At 34.2% G+C, this 17,882-nt stretch carries 8 protein-coding genes; 7 read left to right on the top strand and 1 reads right to left on the bottom strand.

Going from position 1 to position 17,882, the window contains the following annotated elements; translation table 11 throughout:
• Positions 1-2: 2 nt before the first annotated feature.
• From QWY92_RS05350 to bglX, 6 genes are all read left to right on the top strand, one after another.
• On the top strand, positions 3-2,771 hold the full coding sequence (locus QWY92_RS05350; protein ID WP_290269106.1) for a helix-turn-helix and ligand-binding sensor domain-containing protein: 2,769 nt from the start codon (positions 3-5) through the stop codon (positions 2,769-2,771).
• Positions 2,772-3,066: 295 nt separating this feature from the next.
• On the top strand, positions 3,067-6,144 hold the full coding sequence (locus tag QWY92_RS05345; RefSeq protein ID WP_290269104.1) for a SusC/RagA family TonB-linked outer membrane protein: 3,078 nt from the start codon (positions 3,067-3,069) through the stop codon (positions 6,142-6,144).
• An 11-nt stretch (positions 6,145-6,155) separates the two neighbouring features.
• On the top strand, positions 6,156-7,760 hold the full coding sequence (locus QWY92_RS05340) for a RagB/SusD family nutrient uptake outer membrane protein (protein ID WP_290269103.1): 1,605 nt from the start codon (positions 6,156-6,158) through the stop codon (positions 7,758-7,760).
• Between the two features lie 96 nt (positions 7,761-7,856).
• Positions 7,857-9,434 (top strand): family 16 glycosylhydrolase, encoded by a 1,578-nt coding sequence (locus tag QWY92_RS05335; protein WP_290269101.1) that lies wholly within the window; start codon positions 7,857-7,859, stop codon positions 9,432-9,434.
• Positions 9,435-9,447: 13 nt separating this feature from the next.
• Positions 9,448-10,299 carry an endonuclease/exonuclease/phosphatase family protein gene (locus tag QWY92_RS05330; protein WP_290269099.1) on the top strand — a complete coding sequence of 284 codons (852 nt, stop codon included), beginning with the start codon at positions 9,448-9,450 and terminating at the stop codon, positions 10,297-10,299.
• A gap of 65 nt (positions 10,300-10,364) precedes the next feature.
• On the top strand, positions 10,365-12,629 hold the full coding sequence (gene bglX, locus QWY92_RS05325) for a beta-glucosidase BglX (RefSeq protein ID WP_290269097.1): 2,265 nt from the start codon (positions 10,365-10,367) through the stop codon (positions 12,627-12,629).
• Between the two features lie 86 nt (positions 12,630-12,715).
• On the opposite strand, the gene QWY92_RS05320 is transcribed toward bglX, so the two are convergent.
• On the bottom strand, positions 12,716-14,644 hold the full coding sequence (locus QWY92_RS05320; RefSeq protein ID WP_290269094.1) for an alpha-amylase family glycosyl hydrolase: 1,929 nt from the start codon (positions 14,642-14,644) through the stop codon (positions 12,716-12,718).
• 232 nt (positions 14,645-14,876) lie between these two features.
• On the opposite strand from QWY92_RS05320, the gene QWY92_RS05315 reads away from it, so the two are divergent.
• Entirely contained in the window at positions 14,877-17,690 is a 2,814-nt protein-coding gene (locus QWY92_RS05315; RefSeq protein ID WP_290269093.1) for a helix-turn-helix and ligand-binding sensor domain-containing protein, read from the top strand.
• Positions 17,691-17,882: the final 192 nt, after the last annotated feature.

The raw sequence follows: 17,882 nt of genomic DNA, 5'->3' as shown, positions 1-17,882 counted from the left end.
AAATGAAAATTATAAAGTCCTTTTTTCTATTAGTGTGTGGCTTTTTGGCTTTTAGTCAAGAATTACCACCTATTGAAAAATTTACAACCGATCATTATATAGGAGATAACCAGAATTGGATGGTTTCTCAAGGTGAAAATCAGTTTATTTATGTCGCTAATAATAAAGGGCTTTTGGTGTATAATGGTGCTGAATGGACCACATATAACTCTCCTAACAAAACCATTATTCGCGCAGTAAATGCTATAGGAGATAAAATATATACAGGATGTTACGCCGAATTTGGTTTTTGGAAAAAAAACGAATTCGGCGTTCTCATTTATACTTCTTTAGTCAATAAACTGGCTGAAAATGTTTTAAAAGATGAACAAATTTGGAATATTTTAGATTATAATGAATGGGTTGTTTTTCAGTCTAGTAGCCGTATTTATTTTTATAATACGTTAACAGAATCCTTTAAAATAATTTCTACCACACATAATATTTATAAGGTTTTCAAAGTAAACAACAAAATTTATTACCATGTTGCTAACGAAGGTGTTTTTGTTGTCGAAAATGGAAAACCAAAATTAGTTATAGATCATCCTATTTTAAAAACTGAACGGGTAATCTACGTTTTTGAAAGCCAACAAAGCTTAATGCTTGTTACTCGAAGTTCTGGTTTTTTTAAATATGAGAACGAGCAGCTTGTGGCCTGGGAAACTTCCGCAGACCTTTTACTTAAAGATATTGATGTGTTTAGCAGTCTTCAACTGAAAGATGGAAGCCTGGTTATTGGTACTATTTCGGATGGTATTATTCACCTTCAGGCCAATGGCGATATTAAATATCAAATAACTCAAAAAACAGGATTAACAAATAATACGGTTTTGTCGTTGTTTGAAGATGTTGAGCACAATGTATGGGCAGGTTTGGATAATGGTATTAATTGTATAAATGTGAAATCTTCAATCAATACATTTATAGATTACGAGGGTGTTTTGGGTACTGTTTACACAACTAAAGTATTTAAAGATAACCTCTATATTGGGACAAACCAAGGTTTGTTTTACCGTGGTTTGCATCAAGTTAATGATGCTTTTAAATTTATTGAAGGTACAGCGGGGCAAGTGTGGGATTTGTTTAATTTAAACGATAGCTATCTATTTTGTGGTCATCATTTTGGCACCTTTTTAATAGAAGATAACTTGGCTATTAAAATAAGTAACACCTTAGGGGCTTGGGGTTTTAAAACAATACCTAATCAGGATCATCTTTTACTTCAGGGGAACTATAGCGGACTTTTAATTCTTGAGAATAAAAACAATACTTGGCAGGTTAGAAATAAAATTAAAAGTTTTAAAAATTCGTCGCGCTATTTCGAAATTAATAATAAAAATCAAGTTTGGGTAAGTCACGAATACAAAGGTGTTTTTAAGTTGAAATTGAACGATAGTTTAACGCAAGTTGAAAAACGCGATATGGAAACGGATTTGCAACTTGGTGAAAACTCTAGTTTAATACGATATAAAAACAGGATGCTTTATGCTTCTGATGAAGGTGTTTTTGGGTATAATGAAACACTTCAGAAATTTGAAAAAGATTCTGTTTTAAGTTCAACAATTAATGCTTCAGATTATATTTCAGGAAAATTGGTGGTTGATGAAGCTGGAAAACTTTGGACATTCTCAAAAGATAATATAAGTTATATTGAAAACGACGATGTTACCAATACTCCAATTGTAAAGACTATTTCTATTCCTTCGAAATATAGAAAAGGTGTTTTAGGTTTCGAGAATATATCCATAACCAACCCGAATACTTATATTCTAGGAACGGCAAATGGTTATATCACTTTAAATTTGAATGATATTAATAAAGAGTCCGATTATTTAATACATTTAAACACTGTGGAATTAAAAACCATCGACGATGAGTTGATAAGTCAGGTGCTAGATTCCGAAGGACTTTTTAATCATAATTATGGAGTCTTAGCTTTTGGTTATGCTGTACCAGAATATGAGACATATGTTGATGTAAAATATCAATACATGTTAGAAGGTCATACCGAAAAGTGGAGCAAATGGTCGGGAGATACTCGGGTCACTTTTGAAAATCTAAACTTTGGCGATTATACCTTTAAAGTGCGTGCTAAAATTGGTAATAATTTATCTAAAAATACCACAACTTATAGCTTTACAGTAAAACGACCTTGGTATTTAACTAATACGGCGTTGCTACTTTATTTTCTACTGCTTCTAATTATTATTTTTATAACGCATAAAGCTTATAAGCGCCATTATGTTAATAAATTTAAGCAAGAACAATTAGAAAATGAACGTTTGATTATGCAAATTAATAATGAAAAGCTTAATCAAGATATTGAAAGTAAAAATAGAGAGTTGGCTATTTCTACAATGAGTATCATTAATAAGAATAAGGTTTTAAATAAGATTAAAAAAGAAATTAAAAACACAAAGGGATCAGATAATATTGAGGCCATAAAATTGATAGATAGTAACCTGAACGACGCTAAAGATTGGTCGTTTTTTGAGAAAGCTTTCAATAATGCAGACAAAGGGTTTTTAGACAAAATTAAAAAAGCACATCCTGATTTAACTCCTAACGATTTGCGTTTTTGTGCTTATTTGAGGTTGAATTTATCTTCCAAAGAAATGGCACCTTTACTTAATATTTCAACTAAAAGTGTCGAAACTAAACGGTACCGATTACGAAAAAAATTGAATTTAGAACACGATAGTGGGCTTGTTAACTATATGTTAAACTTCTAGTAACACGACAACTCATTTTATCACCACGACATTACCACTACAACGTCTTAAATCGTCCGTTTTTAAAGCGATAGCTTTGTTTTTTTAAAAAAATCAATAGCATAGTGTTTATGGGGTTTTTAAAGTGAAATATCTTAAAATTCACATAGATTTAATGTTATGTTCGTTTTTTATCGGCTTCAAAATTGCGAATTTCTCAGTGTTAGCGATTAAGTTTACATAGACTTAATTTTAATTCTGACTGAAAATTTCTTTCAAATTATAATTTTGGCACTAAACTTAAAAACTACATCTTATGAAATTAAAACTATGTAATCAAAAGAACAAAACACTGTTACTCGGTTTGTTTTTGTTTGTAACACTAATTTCGGTGGGGCAGGCACAAACCAATATAACAGGTGTGGTACTTTCGGCCGAAGATAATATGCCCTTACCAGGCGCTTCGGTTATTGTAAAAGGAACAAGTAATGGCGCATCAACCGATTTTGATGGTAATTTCTCAATATCAGCCAGTAATGGAGCATCAACTTTGGTGGTTTCTTATATGGGTTATAAAACTAAAGAGGTAGCTGTAACAGGCGAAGCTTTAACTATTTTATTAACTGCCGATGCGAGCACGCTAGAAGAAATTGTTGTTGTAGGTTATGGTACACAAAAGAAAAATGATATTGTAAATGCCGTATCTACAGCCGATTTAAGTAAAGCTTTATTATCACCAACTTCAGATGTAAACGAAATGCTACGTGGTAGAATCGCTGGTTTGCAAGTTAATGTGGGCGGCGGTACTCTACGACCTGGTGGAACATCCGATATTATTTTTAGAGGACAAGGTTCTATTGAAGGTAACGTGAGTGCTATTTATGTGGTCGACGGTATTATTAGAGATGGTGGTATTGAGGATATAGATTCTGATGATATCGAATCTATGGAATTTTTAAAAGATGCCTCGGCGCAAGCTATTTACGGGTCTCGTGGCGCAAATGGTGTGGTACTAATTACCACCAAACGCGGAAAATCGGGTAAAGTAAGTGTAAATTATCACGGGTATATTACTTCTAAAGCTATAGAGCGTAATTTTGACGTGTATAGTGGTCAGGAATTTGCGCAATTAAGACGAGAGGCTGTAAGAACAAATACTGCGGGAGGCGATTATCCAAATGATGAAGATATTTTTTCTGAAATTGAATTAGAATCTATTGCGAATAATGAATTTGTAGATTGGGAAGATGAGTTGGTGAGCAAAGGTTTTGTAAACAGCCAGGCCATTAGTGTAAGTGGTGGAAACGATTTTACCAAAGTATTTGGTAGTATTAATTACTTTCAGGAAGATGGAATTATCCCAACCTCTAGCTACACTCGAAAAACATTTCGTTTAAACGTCGACCAAAAAATAAACGATAAATTATCGGTGAATTTCGATGTAAACTTATTAAACGATGATATTGAAAGAGCTGCCAATGTTAATGTTATTACGTTTTCTCCTTTAGGTCGGGCTTACGATGATAATGGAAATGTAACACAATTTCCGAGTGGGGAAGAGTTATCGGCGGTAAATCCAATATGGAATTTAAGAGAGCAAGATAACGACGAAAAAGGAAACGATTACGTTATAAATATCACCCCAATTTGGAAAATTAGTGAGAACTGGCAATATCAATTAAAAACGAATTTAACGCGCCGCACGTCTGAACGTGGACAATATCAATCATCATTAAGTTCTGCTGGCGATGATGTGCGCGGTATTGCAAGAATAGACAATCAATTAAACGAATCTTATTTAATTGAAAATATTATTACTTATGATAAACGATTTGATAACAATGATAAGTTCGATTTAACCTTAGTGCAATCGTCACAAGAAAATAAATTTAGTCGAACGTTTACACAAGCGGAAGGGTTTACAAATGAAAGCCTGAGTTACGATGGTATTAGTAATGCTATTGGAAATGTAACTGTAGAGCGTGATAAAAATCAGCAACGATTATCATCGTTTATGGGGCGTTTACGTTATAATTTATCAAACAAGTATTTATTTACAGCTACCGCTAGAGCCGATGGTGCTTCGGTAAATTCAGAAGATAACAAATGGAGTTTTAATCCAGCAGCTTCTTTCGCATGGAAAATTCATAATGAAGGCTTTTTAGAAGATGTTGATGCTATTGAAACGCTTAAATTTAGAGCTAGTTATGGTGCCTTGGTAAATGATTTAGGTCGTGCATATACCTCGCTTTTTACAGCAGATGGACAAAATTATATTTTTGATGGGGAGTCGGCTTCAGGTTATGCGCCATCAGTAATTTTACCAAATCCAAACCTTAAATTCGAAAGGGTTACAACCTTAAACTTAGGTTTAGATTTTGGTTTATTCAATAATATTTTAGTTGGAAGTGTCGATTTTTACGATGCCAGAACAACCGATTTATTATTACGTCGTGGTGTGCCGTCAATTACTGGTTATCAATATACTTATTTTAATGCCGGAGAATTGCAAAACACAGGTGTTGAGGTAGGTTTAACAGCTAATATTATTAATAATGACGATTTTAAATGGTCGGTATCTACAAACTGGTCTAATAATAAAAACAAAATTATAGAGCTTTATAATGATGGAGATGGTAATAGTATCTTAAATGATGATACGTTTAATTACTATGTTGGTCAGCCGGTTGGAGTAATTAATCAATATCAGTTTGATGGAATCTGGCAAGAAGGCGACGATTTTGCAAATGCGCCACAAGCCAATCCTGAGTCGAGTCTTGTGCAAGCAGATTTAAGTCCAGGCGATATAAAAATTAAAGACACTAATGGTGTAGATAATGAAGGGAATATTACTGGAATTCCAGATGGAAAAATTACACCAGAAGACCGTGTGTATACCGATCCCAATCCAGATTGGTTCGGGTCTTTGTCAACTAATTTATCATATAAAGGCTTTGATTTATTTGTAGACTTTTATGCCGTTGAAGGAGCAACAAAAGTAAACCCGTTTTTGTCCGATTTTAATAATGGAGGTACCATATCAGGTAAATTAAATGGTGTAAAAGTACCGTATTACACACCCGAGAATCCATCAAATGAGTATCCAAGAGCAAATTTTGATGCAACACCGCTTTATTTAAATGCTTTAGCAGTTAAAGATGCATCTTACATCAGACTTAGAACGGTGAGTTTAGGTTATACTTTACCAGAAAAAACCTTAACACAAATAGGCTTAGATCAAATTCGTTTTTACGTTACAGGGACTAATTTGTTTACCAATACCGATTATATTGGTTATAGTCCAGAAGTTAATATAAGAAGTACTTTTTCTAATGCGGATACCGGTTATCCAGATGCTACAAGTTTCACATTTGGCGTAAAAGTTAAATTTTAAAAATATAAATTATGAATACTCAAAAATATTTTACAAAAATAAAAAGTGGCTTCCTGCTGCTTGCCGCGTCGCTTGCCATAGTTTCTTGTGAAAGTTATTTAGAAGAACAACCAAGCACCTTAATAGATTCTGATTATATATTTACTACCGCAGATGGTTTGAAGTCTGGTGTAGTAAGTTTGTATAAATTCAATAGAGACCGTTACGATGCCGGTACCGAAGATTATATGGGAGCCGTTTTAATGTCTTCTAGAAGTGATTTAGCACTGAGTAGAACGGGATATACCGGTTTAATGGGGCGTTATGAAAGAGGAGTATCTCCAGTAGATCAAGGGGCTAATTTTGCATCATCATTATTTTGGAAACATTACTATAAAATTGCAAATAAAGCCACCGAAATTATTAATGCGGCCGAAGTTGCCGAAAATGTAGAAGAAGATGTTAGAAACCAAGTAATGGCCGAAGCTAAGTTTTTTCGTGCCGAAGCTTATTTCTACTTATATAGAATGTATAACAATATTTTCGTAACAACCAAAACGGTAACACTTGATAATGCTTTCGATGTGATAAACGACAGGTCTTCCGAAGCCGAAATTTTTGCGCTTCTAAATAGTGATCTTACATTTGCTATAGAGCATTTAAATTGGGTAGATACATTTGGGCGTGTTACTAAAGGCACTGCAAAGCATGTTAAAGCCAAAGTAGCTATGTGGCAAGGCGATTATACTGAAGCTAAAAATCAAGCGGTTTCTTTAATAGAAGAGGGTCCGCATAGTTTAGTATCAACTACGGCTGATGTTTTTGCAGGTGACAGAAACCATTCTGAATCTCTATTTGTAATACAGGCTCAAGATGATTTATTAGGTGGTGGTGAAAGCACCATGATGAATGCGAATTACGTAACACAGTATTTTCAAATTTCAGGGATTGAAGCCAATATAGAGCAAGGAGGTCGTGGATTTTCGCGTATTCTACCTAACCTGTATTTACAGGGTTTATTAGCTGCAGATCCTGATGATACTAGAGACGATGATACTTATTTTCGTTTAAAATATTACTACACTTCTGGAGATAATATTGGTGAAGAAATAGAAATTTATGAGCCGATAACAGATCTTAGTAATCCTTCTAGTTCTTATTTAAATTACTACAAGCGTTTACACCCATCTTGTATAAAATTTGCACAAGAAGATGATAATGAAAATTCATACTTAAACCGAAGCAATATAATGGTTTACAGGTTGGCGGAAACGTATTTAATTGCTGCGGAAGCTATTTTGAAATCATCTGGAGATCCGTTGCCTTATATTAATGAAGTTAGAAAAAGAGCTAAAGCGACGCCGTTAACAAGTGTAGACGAACAAGCTATTTTAGACGAGCGTGCACGTGAATTGGCTTTTGAGGGGCAACGCTGGTTTACTTTAAAAAGAATGGGGCAAACCGTAATAGATAGACAAATGACGAGTTATGCTGGCGATGGTGAATACTATCCTTCTTTTTTAGGTGCTAAAGATCCTAGAACAAACTGGAAGTCATACTTTATAAACTGGCCTATTGCACAAATAGATTTAGATTTATTGGGACCTGATTACCCGCAAAACGATGGCTATAACTAGTCGTTGTTTATAAATAAGTGAGTTGTGAAACCTAAGAGTTCATGTCGGGTTCTTAGGTTTTATTTACTATGAATTACATATTTTTAAAAACATTTTATGCGTTACCTCATTCTATTGTCTGTGTTATTAGTTTTTTCGGCTTGTAATAAGTCGGCTAAAAACAGTATCACTTTTGCTGAAAATCCTGTCGTAGCCCATCGTGGTGCATGGAAAACTCAAAACTTACCAGAAAACTCAATTGCCTCATTAAAACAGGCTATTGATTTGGGATGTACGGGGTCAGAATTTGATGTTAGAATGACTTCGGATAATGTGCTTATTATTGCTCATGATGCAGAATACAATGGTTTATTTATAGAAGAATCTACCTATGCCGAATTATCTAAATTCAAACTATCAAACGGCGAGATACTACCAACTTTAGAGGATTATATTTTAGCAGGGATTACCGATAATGACTCCACAGGTTTGGTTTGCGAAATAAAACCTTCAAAAATTAAAGGTCGAAATATGGACATTGCCGAAAAGGTCGTGGCTTTGGTTAAAAAGCTAAATGCCCAACCTTATATCTTGTCTTACATTAGTTTTAGTTATGATATTCTCAAGAAAGTCAAAACACTTGATTCGCAAGCAAAAACGCAATATTTAGATGGTTCAAAATCTCCTAAAACCTTAAAGGCTGATAATATTTCAGGGTTAGATTATTTAATTTATAAATTGAAAAAACATCCCGAGTGGATACCTAAAGCTAAAGTAAACGGACTTATTTTAAATGCTTGGGTGGCCGATAAAACTGAAGATATCGAATGGTTGCTCGTTAATGAGTTTGACTACATTACCACAGATGAACCTGAATTGGTTTTTAAAATCGCTGAAAACAGCCCAGTAAATAAAGGGTATGAACTTGTTTGGAGCGATGAGTTTAATTATAAAGGTAAGCCTGATTCAACCAAATGGACGTATGATTACGGGTTTAAAGCCAATAAAGAAAAACAGTATTTTACCGATAGTATAAAAAATGCAAGGGTAGAAAAAGGACATTTAATTATTGAAGCTCATAAAGAAAAAGTTGCAAATAAAGACTTTAAAAACCCTGAGATTAAAGGTTGGCAAAAATATAAAGCTGAAATTGATAGCGCAGATTATTCCTCGACTAGATTAAAAACTGAAGGGCTTGCGGCATGGCAATACGGCCGTATCGAAGTCAGAGCGAAATTACCTAAAGGTCGTGGTATGTGGCCAGCAATTTGGATGCTGAGCGAAAATAGAAAAGATATCGGCTGGCCAGAAAGTGGCGAAATTGATATCATGGAACATGTTGGTTATGATAATGATACCATTCACGGTACTATTCATACTAAGGCATACAACCATATGAAAGGCACACAAAAAGGGAAAACCATTTTTATTGATAATCCAAACGAGACATTTCACGTGTTTGCTGTGGAATGGACACCCGAAAAAATAGAGTTTATGTTGGATGGAGTGGTGTATAATCACATTGAAAATGAACATAAAACTACTGCTGAATGGCCTTTTGATCAGAAATTTTATTTAATAATGAATGTTTCCGTTGGTGGTATGTGGGGTGGACGACAAGGTATTGATGATTCCATTTTTCCGCAGAAAATGGTGGTCGATTATGTGCGCGTTTTTCAACAAAAAAAAAGGTAAATAACAAATAGATATGAAATACAATACTTTAGTATGTCTCGCTCTAATTTTGAGTATAGTGAGTTGTAATAATAAAACTAAAAAAGAAAGTCAAAGCCTAAAAGTGATGACTTACAATATTCGTTTAGATGTGGCATCTGATAGTGAAAATGCCTGGCCAAACCGAAAAGATGTGTTAAGCGCACAAGTGCTGTTTAATAGCCCAGATATTTTGGGTGTTCAAGAAGCAAAGCCAAATCAAATGGCCGATTTAAAGGGAGCTTTAATAGATTATAAATCCATTGGTATTGGGCGCGATGGCGAAAATAAAGGTGAATTTTCAGCTATATTTTATAATGCAAATAAGTTAAAGGTTGAAAACGAAAATACCTTTTGGCTTTCAGAAACTCCTAACGAAATTTCTAAAGGTTGGGATGCTGCTTATCCTAGAGTTTGTACTTATGGTTTGTTCACGCAGTTGGATACGAATCAGAAATTCTGGATGTTTAATACTCATTTAGATCATAAAGGTTACGAAGCTCAATTGGAAGGTATGGCTTTAATTCAGCAAAAAATTAAAGCTTTAAATACGGAGAATTATCCTGTGGTGTTAACAGGCGATTTTAATGTAGAACCAGACAGTGATCTCATTTTAAAATTGAAGCAAAATATGGACGATACCAAAGCTTTGGCAAAAGTTGATTTTGGTTCTAACGGAACCTTTAATGGTTTTAAGTTCGAAACCCCTGTAACGCGTAGAATTGATTATGTTATAGTGTCTAAAGATAATGTTGAGGTTGAAAAGTATGGCGTTTTGTCAAGTAATGTTGATTTAAAATATCCTTCCGATCATTTTCCTGTATTAGTAGAACTCAAAATTAAGTAAAAGACATTACTATGATAATTTTTAAAAAAAGTTTAAAGTTTCCTTTCGTTTTTTGCTTTATAATTATGGTGATAAGCTGTAAAAATGAAAGTGATAAAACATCTCAAAATCATTCAGAAAATGATAAAACGGAACAAAAAGTAGACTCAGTTTTAGCTTTAATGCATCTCAATGAAAAAATTGGGCAATTAGTGCAATACAGTGGAAAATGGAATGCTACAGGTCCGTCGTCCACTAACGGCGATCAACATAAGTTGGAAAAACTTAAAAAAGGTGAAGTAGGTTCTATGCTTAATATTACTTCGGTTGCTAGTATACGGGAAACTCAAAAAATTATCATGGAACATTCTAGGCTGAAAATTCCTTTAATTTTTGCTTACGATGTTATTCACGGTTATAAAACCATTTTCCCAATTCCGTTAGGCGAAACTGCTAGCTGGGATTTAGAAGCCATTAAAAAATCGTCTGAAATTGCGGCTAAAGAAAGTGCTGCTTCTGGCTTAAACTGGACGTTTGCTCCCATGATTGATGTGTCTAGAGATGCTCGTTGGGGGCGTTCTATGGAAGGTGCAGGCGAAGACCCGTACTTAAATTCTATTGTAGGTGTAACCAGAATCCAAGGGTTGCAAGGTGACGATTTATCTAGCGTAAATACGGTTGCTGCTTGTGCTAAACATTTTGCGGGTTACGGTTTTGGAGAAGCGGGACGAGATTATAACACGGTAAATATTGGCGATAACGAATTACATAACACCATTTTGCCACCGTTTAAAGCGGCCGCAGAAGCGGGTGTGGCAACGTTTATGAATTCCTTTAATGATATCGATGGTATTCCGGCAACAGGACACAAAGGGCTGCAACGTGATATTTTAAAGCGTGAGTGGGATTGGAAAGGTTTGGTGGTTTCCGATTGGGGGTCTATAGGTGAAATGCAAGCGCATGGCTATGCTGAAGATAAAAAGCATGCTGCCGAAATAGCGTTAAATGCAGGAAGCGATATGGATATGGAGTCTTATGCTTATGAAGCGCATTTGGAAGCGTTACTGAACGAAAAGAAAGTTACTATTGAGCAAATTGACGATGCCGTAAAACGGGTTTTAAGGTTGAAATTTGACATGGGGCTTTTTGACGATCCTTATAAATATTGCAATGAAGAGCGTGAGAAAAATGAAGTTTACACACCTGAAAATTTAGCGATTGCTCGAGATGTGGCTAAAAAATCGATTGTCTTGCTAAAAAACGAGAATCAAACTCTACCCTTGTTGAAAACAGTGAAAAGTATTGCTGTTATTGGACCGTTAGGAAATGATAAAGATACCCCGTTGGGAAATTGGCGTGGTAAAGGAGAATATAATTCAGCAATTTCCTTGTTAGAAGGCGTTAAAAATGCGGTAGGAAATACGACTACTATAAATTATGCAAAAGGTGTAGATTTAACCATTCCAACGTTAGAGGCTGGAGCAAATCAATTTTTACATCCTTTAAAATTTAATACTACAGATAAATCAGGTATTGCGGAAGCGGTTGCGGCAGCAAAAAAATCTGATGTTGTTTTATTAGCTATCGGTGAAAATGCGTTTCAAACCGGAGAAGGGAGAAGCCAAACTAATATTGGGTTTTTAGGGCTTCAAAATGAATTATTAGAAGCTGTTTATAAAGTGAATAAAAATATTGTAGTGATTTTAATGAATGGCCGTCCCATGGATTTGAGTCGCGTTTCAGAAATTGTACCAACCATTTTAGAGTGTTGGCATTTAGGATCAGAGACTGGAAATGCAATTGCAGATGTGGTTTTTGGCGATTATAATCCTTCAGGTAAATTACCAGTATCATTTCCTCATCATGTGGGGCAAGAGCCGTTGTATTACAATCAGAAAAATACAGGGCGTCCGTACAGTAAAAATCACGTGACGTTTTCGGGGTATAGAGATGCGCCAAAAGCAGCATTGTATCCTTTTGGTTTCGGACTTAGTTATACCACATTTTCGTATGCTAATTTGAAGTTAAATACCCACGAAATCGCAATAAACGGTGAAATTAATTTGAGTGTTGAGGTTACAAATTCAGGCGATAGAGCTGGCGAGGAAGTGGTTCAGCTTTATATTCGTGATTTAGTGGGAAGTTTGGTAAGGCCGATAAAAGAACTTAAAGGTTTCGAGAAGTTAATGCTTCAACCTGGTGAAACAAAAACGGTGACGTTTACTATAGGTTCTGAAATGCTTCAGTTTTATACCGCAAATAAAATTTGGGAAGTAGAACCTGGAAAATTCAATGTTTGGGTTGGTGGAGATTCTACAGCCAAACTGAAAGAAACTTTTACAGTGAAATAAAATTTTTCAAAATAAACTTAAGAACCCTGATTGTTTTAATGTAGGATAATCAGGTTTTTTTTATGTCAAAAAACCGTTTCAATTCATTATTGGTGGTAGGGTTTGTCGCTATAAATAATAAACTCTCCGGGAGCTAAAGTTATTAGTGCTTTGGTATTTGTAACCTCAAGAGGTGTGTTTTTATCTAGTATGTTGTACCATGTGCCTGTTTGTTGAAAACTTGGGTTAATGTTTTGTGTGGTAATTCCGAAATTGCCAATAATAGTAAGGTTTTTTATTTGTTTTGAAGTGGCGTTACTTAAAGTGAGATGAATACGCTTTAAACCCGATTTCTTGTTAGTGTCTACTTTTAAGTTCGTAGTTTTAAAAATAGGTTCGTTTTGTTTTAAACGAATGAGTTTCGCCCACGTATTGTAAATGTTTTTTCGGTTGGGGTTCTCGAAATATTCCCAATGAATAGGCTTATTTCCGGTACGCCCGTTTTCATCTATGGAAATATCGTAACCCAATTCACTAAATTGCCAAATCATTTTTGGACCTGGTATAGTAAAGAAAAAGGCGCCAGCTAATTCCATGCGTTTTAAAGCGGTGTTTATAAGCTTAACGTTGTAATTTTTGTTTGATTTTCCAAAATGTAAGTTGCGGTACATCATGCGTTCTTCATCATGGCTTTCCATATAGCTTATTGCTGATTTAGCCTGAGCAAATCCTTTTTTCTTATAAGAAATGTTTTCGAAGTTCGATTTTCCTTTGGAATGAATACTTGTAGTGGCATTGTTGTAAAGCCCGTTTAGGTTATTCCAGAGCATGATGCCTTTACCTTCATTTATACGATAATTTGCCCACTCGTTTTCTTCAGTAATATCCCCTAAATGTTCAAAAATGATGTAGAAATCATCTTTTTTATCCCATTGATAATCGGCATAAGTTTTTAAAACATCAACACGGTCTTGCTGAAAACGGCCTGTGCAACGCTCATTATTTTCGCTACAATTTTGAGTGAATCCTTTGGTTAAATCCCATCGGAAACCATCAATTTTATATTCGTCTATCCAAAATTGGGTGATGCGTTTTACATATTCTCTAGTGGCGGTTGTACTATGGTTAAAGTCGTTAAAAACATTATAAGCATGTTTAGGAATTTTGTTAAAAAACGGATTTTTAGTTGTCGCTTTACCAGAGTAATTTCCGTTATCGGTATTCCAAAGGCGGTAATATGGGTTTTGCCCAGATGCATGATTAAAAACCACATCCAATATAACAGCAATACCACGACGGTGGCATGCATCAACTAAATTTTTAAACGCGTTTTGGGTACCATAATATTTGTCGAGTGCCATGTGGAAAGACGGATTGTAACCCCAGCTTTCGTTGCCATCAAATTCATTAATAGGCATCAATTCTATGGCGTTAATGCCTAAGTTTTCTAGATAATCGAGTCTGCTTTTTAAAGCATCAAAACTATGTAAAGCATCAAAGTCACGAATTAACAATTCATAAATAACCAAATCGGTTTTTTGGGGTGGTGTAAAATTATGGATTTGCCAATTATATTCGGCATCACCAGTGCGTAGTAAAGTAACGTGATGGTTGGTTTTTCCTGTGGGATATGCTGGTAAATTAGGATAAGTTACTGCATTTATATGTTGGTCGTTCCATTCGGTTAAAACTATGGTGGAATAAGGATCTGCAATTTTTATGGTAGCATCCACGAAATATTGATACATGTGGTTGCTTTGCGGTGTTAAGTTTGTTAATTCTAACCAAAACCGATTTTTTAAGCTGTCTTTTTTCATTAGAAAAGCGTCGCTTATAGTCCAGTTATTAAAATCACCAATAACATGTACAAACTGTTTTTCCGGAGCAAAAAGCACTAACGTAACTTTCGTGTTATCAGTTTCATCATAATTAATCCCATCTAGTAGATCTTTTGGCAGAGCAGCTTCGATAGTTTTATATTGGGTTTGTGTGCTATCCGAATTTTTAAGATCAGACGTTGTGGTTTCTGTAGGCATGTTTAAAAGTAGTTGAAAAATATTAATATTGAAAAAGAAACTAGCATAACCTATCGGTTTTTAGAAAGCAAGTGCATATGTTATGGCTTGTGGATGGAATATTTCTTTTTTAGTTTGAAATAATTTTATTTGATATATTTTAAATGTAACACAACATGAACTATACATATTTTTATAAACTCCTTTATTCTAAAGGATTTTTAGTACATTGTTAACCCAACATAGTGTTAAAATGAAAAAAAATAATTGTTTGGTTGTTTTTTTATGGCTTTTCATGGTCGTAGTCGGTTTTGGGCAAGAGTTTCCGCCAATTACAGTATATACTCCTGAAGTATATGGAGGCGAAAATCAGAATTGGTCTATTGCCCAGTCTAAAGATAAGTATATTTATGTAGCCAATAATAAAGGGCTTTTAGAGTTTGATGGTGCGCGTTGGACTTTGTATAACTCTCCAAATGAAACTATTATTCGGGTTGTGAAAACTGTTGATTCTTTGGTGTATACCGCAAGTTTTCAGGAGTTTGGTTTTTGGAAAAAAGATAGTTTTGGGTTGCTGAATTACACATCCTTGTCTGATAAGTTAAAAGTTGATTTTTTAGAAGATGAAGAGATTTGGAATATTGTTTCTTTTGATAAATGGTTGTTATTTCAGTCTTTGGATCGTATTTATGTTTACAATCAGGCGGAGAATACGTATCGCGTTATTAATTCTATATCTAAAATTTCTAGACTTTTTAAAGTGCAAGACCAGCTATATTTTCAAAATGTAAGAGCAGGTTTGTACAAAATTGAAAATGGGAGCGATATTTTGGTTTCTAATGATGAGGTTCTGAAAGATAATATTATTGTTAATGTATTTAATCTTGATGATAAGTTGTTAATCTTGACACAAGATCGTGGGTTTTTTCAGCTTACTAATGGAGAATTAGAGCCGTGGCACACTACTGCAGAAACTGTTTTAAACCAAGTGAGTGTGTTTAGTGGTATTAAGTTGCGAGATGGAGGTTTTGCGTTAGGTACTATTTCCGATGGACTTATTTATTTAACGGAAAAAGGAGATTTAAGATACCAGATTAATCAATCTAATGGATTGAGTAATAACACCGTTTTAGCGTTGTTTGAAGATGTCGATTTTAATATTTGGTTGGGTTTAGATAATGGTATTGATTGTATAAATAGCAAATCCCCTTTTCTCCAATATTTAGATAATAAAGGAGTTATCGGTAGTGTTTATATCTCTAAAGTATTTAATAATACGCTGTATTTGGGGTCTAATCAAGGCTTGTTTTCAAGGGCTTTAACAAGTGATACAGATTTTCAGTTTATAGCAGGAACACAAGGGCAAGTGTGGTGTTTAGAAGTTATTGATAATAGCTTGTTTTGTGGCCATAATTCGGGTACATTTTTAGTTGAAGGAAATAAGGCTGAAAAAATTGCTAATATGCAAGGAACTTGGCAAATTAAAACTATTGAAAACCATGATAATTTATTGATTCAAGGAAATTATAATGGATTAAATATACTTGAGAAGATCGATGGTAAATGGCAATTAAGAAATAAAATAGAAGGTTTTAATATTTCCAGTAGATACTTTGAGTTTTTAGATGATGAAACGCTTTTTGTTAGTCACGAATATAAAGGGGTTTTTAAGTTGAAATTGGACGGTGATTTTAATAAGATTCTTGATTTTGAGAAAGATAAAAGACTTCAAAAGGGTTTGGTTTCTAGCTTGGTTAAATATCAAAATAATTTATTTTATTCTACAAAGGAAGGGGTTTATAAGTATGATAAAGCATCTAGATCATTTCAGAAAGATAGTTTAGTAAGTAAATTAATTGATAGTGATAATTACACTTCGGGAAAACTTATACCTGATGTCAAAACGAATAAACTTTGGAGTTTTTCTAAGGGAGGAATTCATTATTTAACAGCATCGAAATTAAGTAGTCAAAACAAAATTGAGACCGTCTCTTTTCCTTCAGAAGTAAGAAGAGATATTATAGGTTTTGAGAGTATTACGCATGTTTCAGACACGCAGTTTTTGGTAGGTTCAGCAACGGGTTATTTTATTTTTGATGTTGATAAAATTTTAAATCCGAGTTGTGAAATTAGAATTAATCGTGTGGAATCTGGGAGAACTAAAGATGTCAATGCCTTTCGTAATGTGAGTATTCAAGAGGCTTCTGTTTTTGAAAACCAGGATAATAATATTAGGTTCTCTTATAGTATTCCGCAGTTTTTAAAAATTGAATCGCCAAAATATCAATATAAGCTTGAAGGACTTTATGATGATTGGAGCGATTGGAGTAGTGATGGTACCGTGTTTTTTGAAAATCTACCTTACGGCAATTATACGTTTGTTGTTAAGGGTTTAATAGGGAGCGAACCTACTTTAAATATGGCGTCTTTTTCATTTAAAATTAAGCCTCCATTTCTACTTTCTAATACGGCTATTGTAATTTATTTTATTGGGATTTTGCTGTTTTCACTGTTTATGCACATGGCTTATAAGCGTTATTATAAAAAGCAACGCGAACGGTTACTTCAAAAAACCACTAATGAGTTTGAGCTAAAAGCCTTGGAAGATAACCAGAAACTAATGCGTTTTAAAAACGATAAACTCCGTGAAGACATCGAAAATAAAAATCGAGAATTGGGTATGTCGACCATGAATTTAATTAAGAAAAATGAGTTTTTAAACAGCTTAAAGAAAGAATTAGAAAACGCAGATACAACAAAAAGCTTGAAGAGTGTTATTAGAATTATTGATAAGAATATCAATAATGCAGACGACTGGAATTTGTTTCAGGAAGCGTTTAATAATGCCGATAAAGATTTTCTAAAAAAAGTCAAACAAATTCATCCTACTTTAACCTCTAATGATTTGCGTCTTTGCGCTTACTTACGGTTAAATTTATCTTCAAAAGAAATAGCTCCTCTATTAAATATTTCTCCTCGTAGTGTCGAGGTGAAACGATACAGGTTACGCAAGAAAATGGAGTTACCTCACGAAACCAGTTTAACAAACTACATTTTAGAGTTGTAGTAGCCACAACATTTTAAAATTTCACCTATACAATACCACAACATACCTTGTTTATACAGGAATTTCGTTATTACATACTTTCTAGTAAACTCGTAATTAAACTCGCTATTTATTAGGGTATTCACTAAAATAGTTGCATTTTTTTATGATGTATGTTTTTTGTTGCGGTATGTTTTGTTAATACATTTAACA

Origin of the sequence: Algibacter miyuki (assembly GCF_030409805.1) — a bacterium.
Lineage (GTDB): Bacteria > Bacteroidota > Bacteroidia > Flavobacteriales > Flavobacteriaceae > Algibacter > Algibacter miyuki.
Note: the sequence above shows the minus strand (reverse complement) of the source record. Positions and strands in the feature narration are given on the sequence as shown.

Excerpts from the sequence above, each read along its gene's own strand:
- QWY92_RS05320 (WP_290269094.1), bottom strand. The coding sequence starts at position 14,644 with ATGCCTACAGAAACCACAACGTCTGATCTTAAAAATTCGGATAGCACA.
- bglX (WP_290269097.1), top strand. The coding sequence starts at position 10,365 with ATGGTGATAAGCTGTAAAAATGAAAGTGATAAAACATCTCAAAATCAT.
- QWY92_RS05350 (WP_290269106.1), top strand. The coding sequence starts at position 3 with ATGAAAATTATAAAGTCCTTTTTTCTATTAGTGTGTGGCTTTTTGGCT.
- QWY92_RS05335 (WP_290269101.1), top strand. The coding sequence starts at position 7,857 with ATGCGTTACCTCATTCTATTGTCTGTGTTATTAGTTTTTTCGGCTTGT.
- QWY92_RS05340 (WP_290269103.1), top strand. The coding sequence starts at position 6,156 with ATGAATACTCAAAAATATTTTACAAAAATAAAAAGTGGCTTCCTGCTG.
- QWY92_RS05345 (WP_290269104.1), top strand. The coding sequence starts at position 3,067 with ATGAAATTAAAACTATGTAATCAAAAGAACAAAACACTGTTACTCGGT.
- QWY92_RS05315 (WP_290269093.1), top strand. The coding sequence starts at position 14,877 with ATGAAAAAAAATAATTGTTTGGTTGTTTTTTTATGGCTTTTCATGGTC.
- QWY92_RS05330 (WP_290269099.1), top strand. The coding sequence starts at position 9,448 with ATGAAATACAATACTTTAGTATGTCTCGCTCTAATTTTGAGTATAGTG.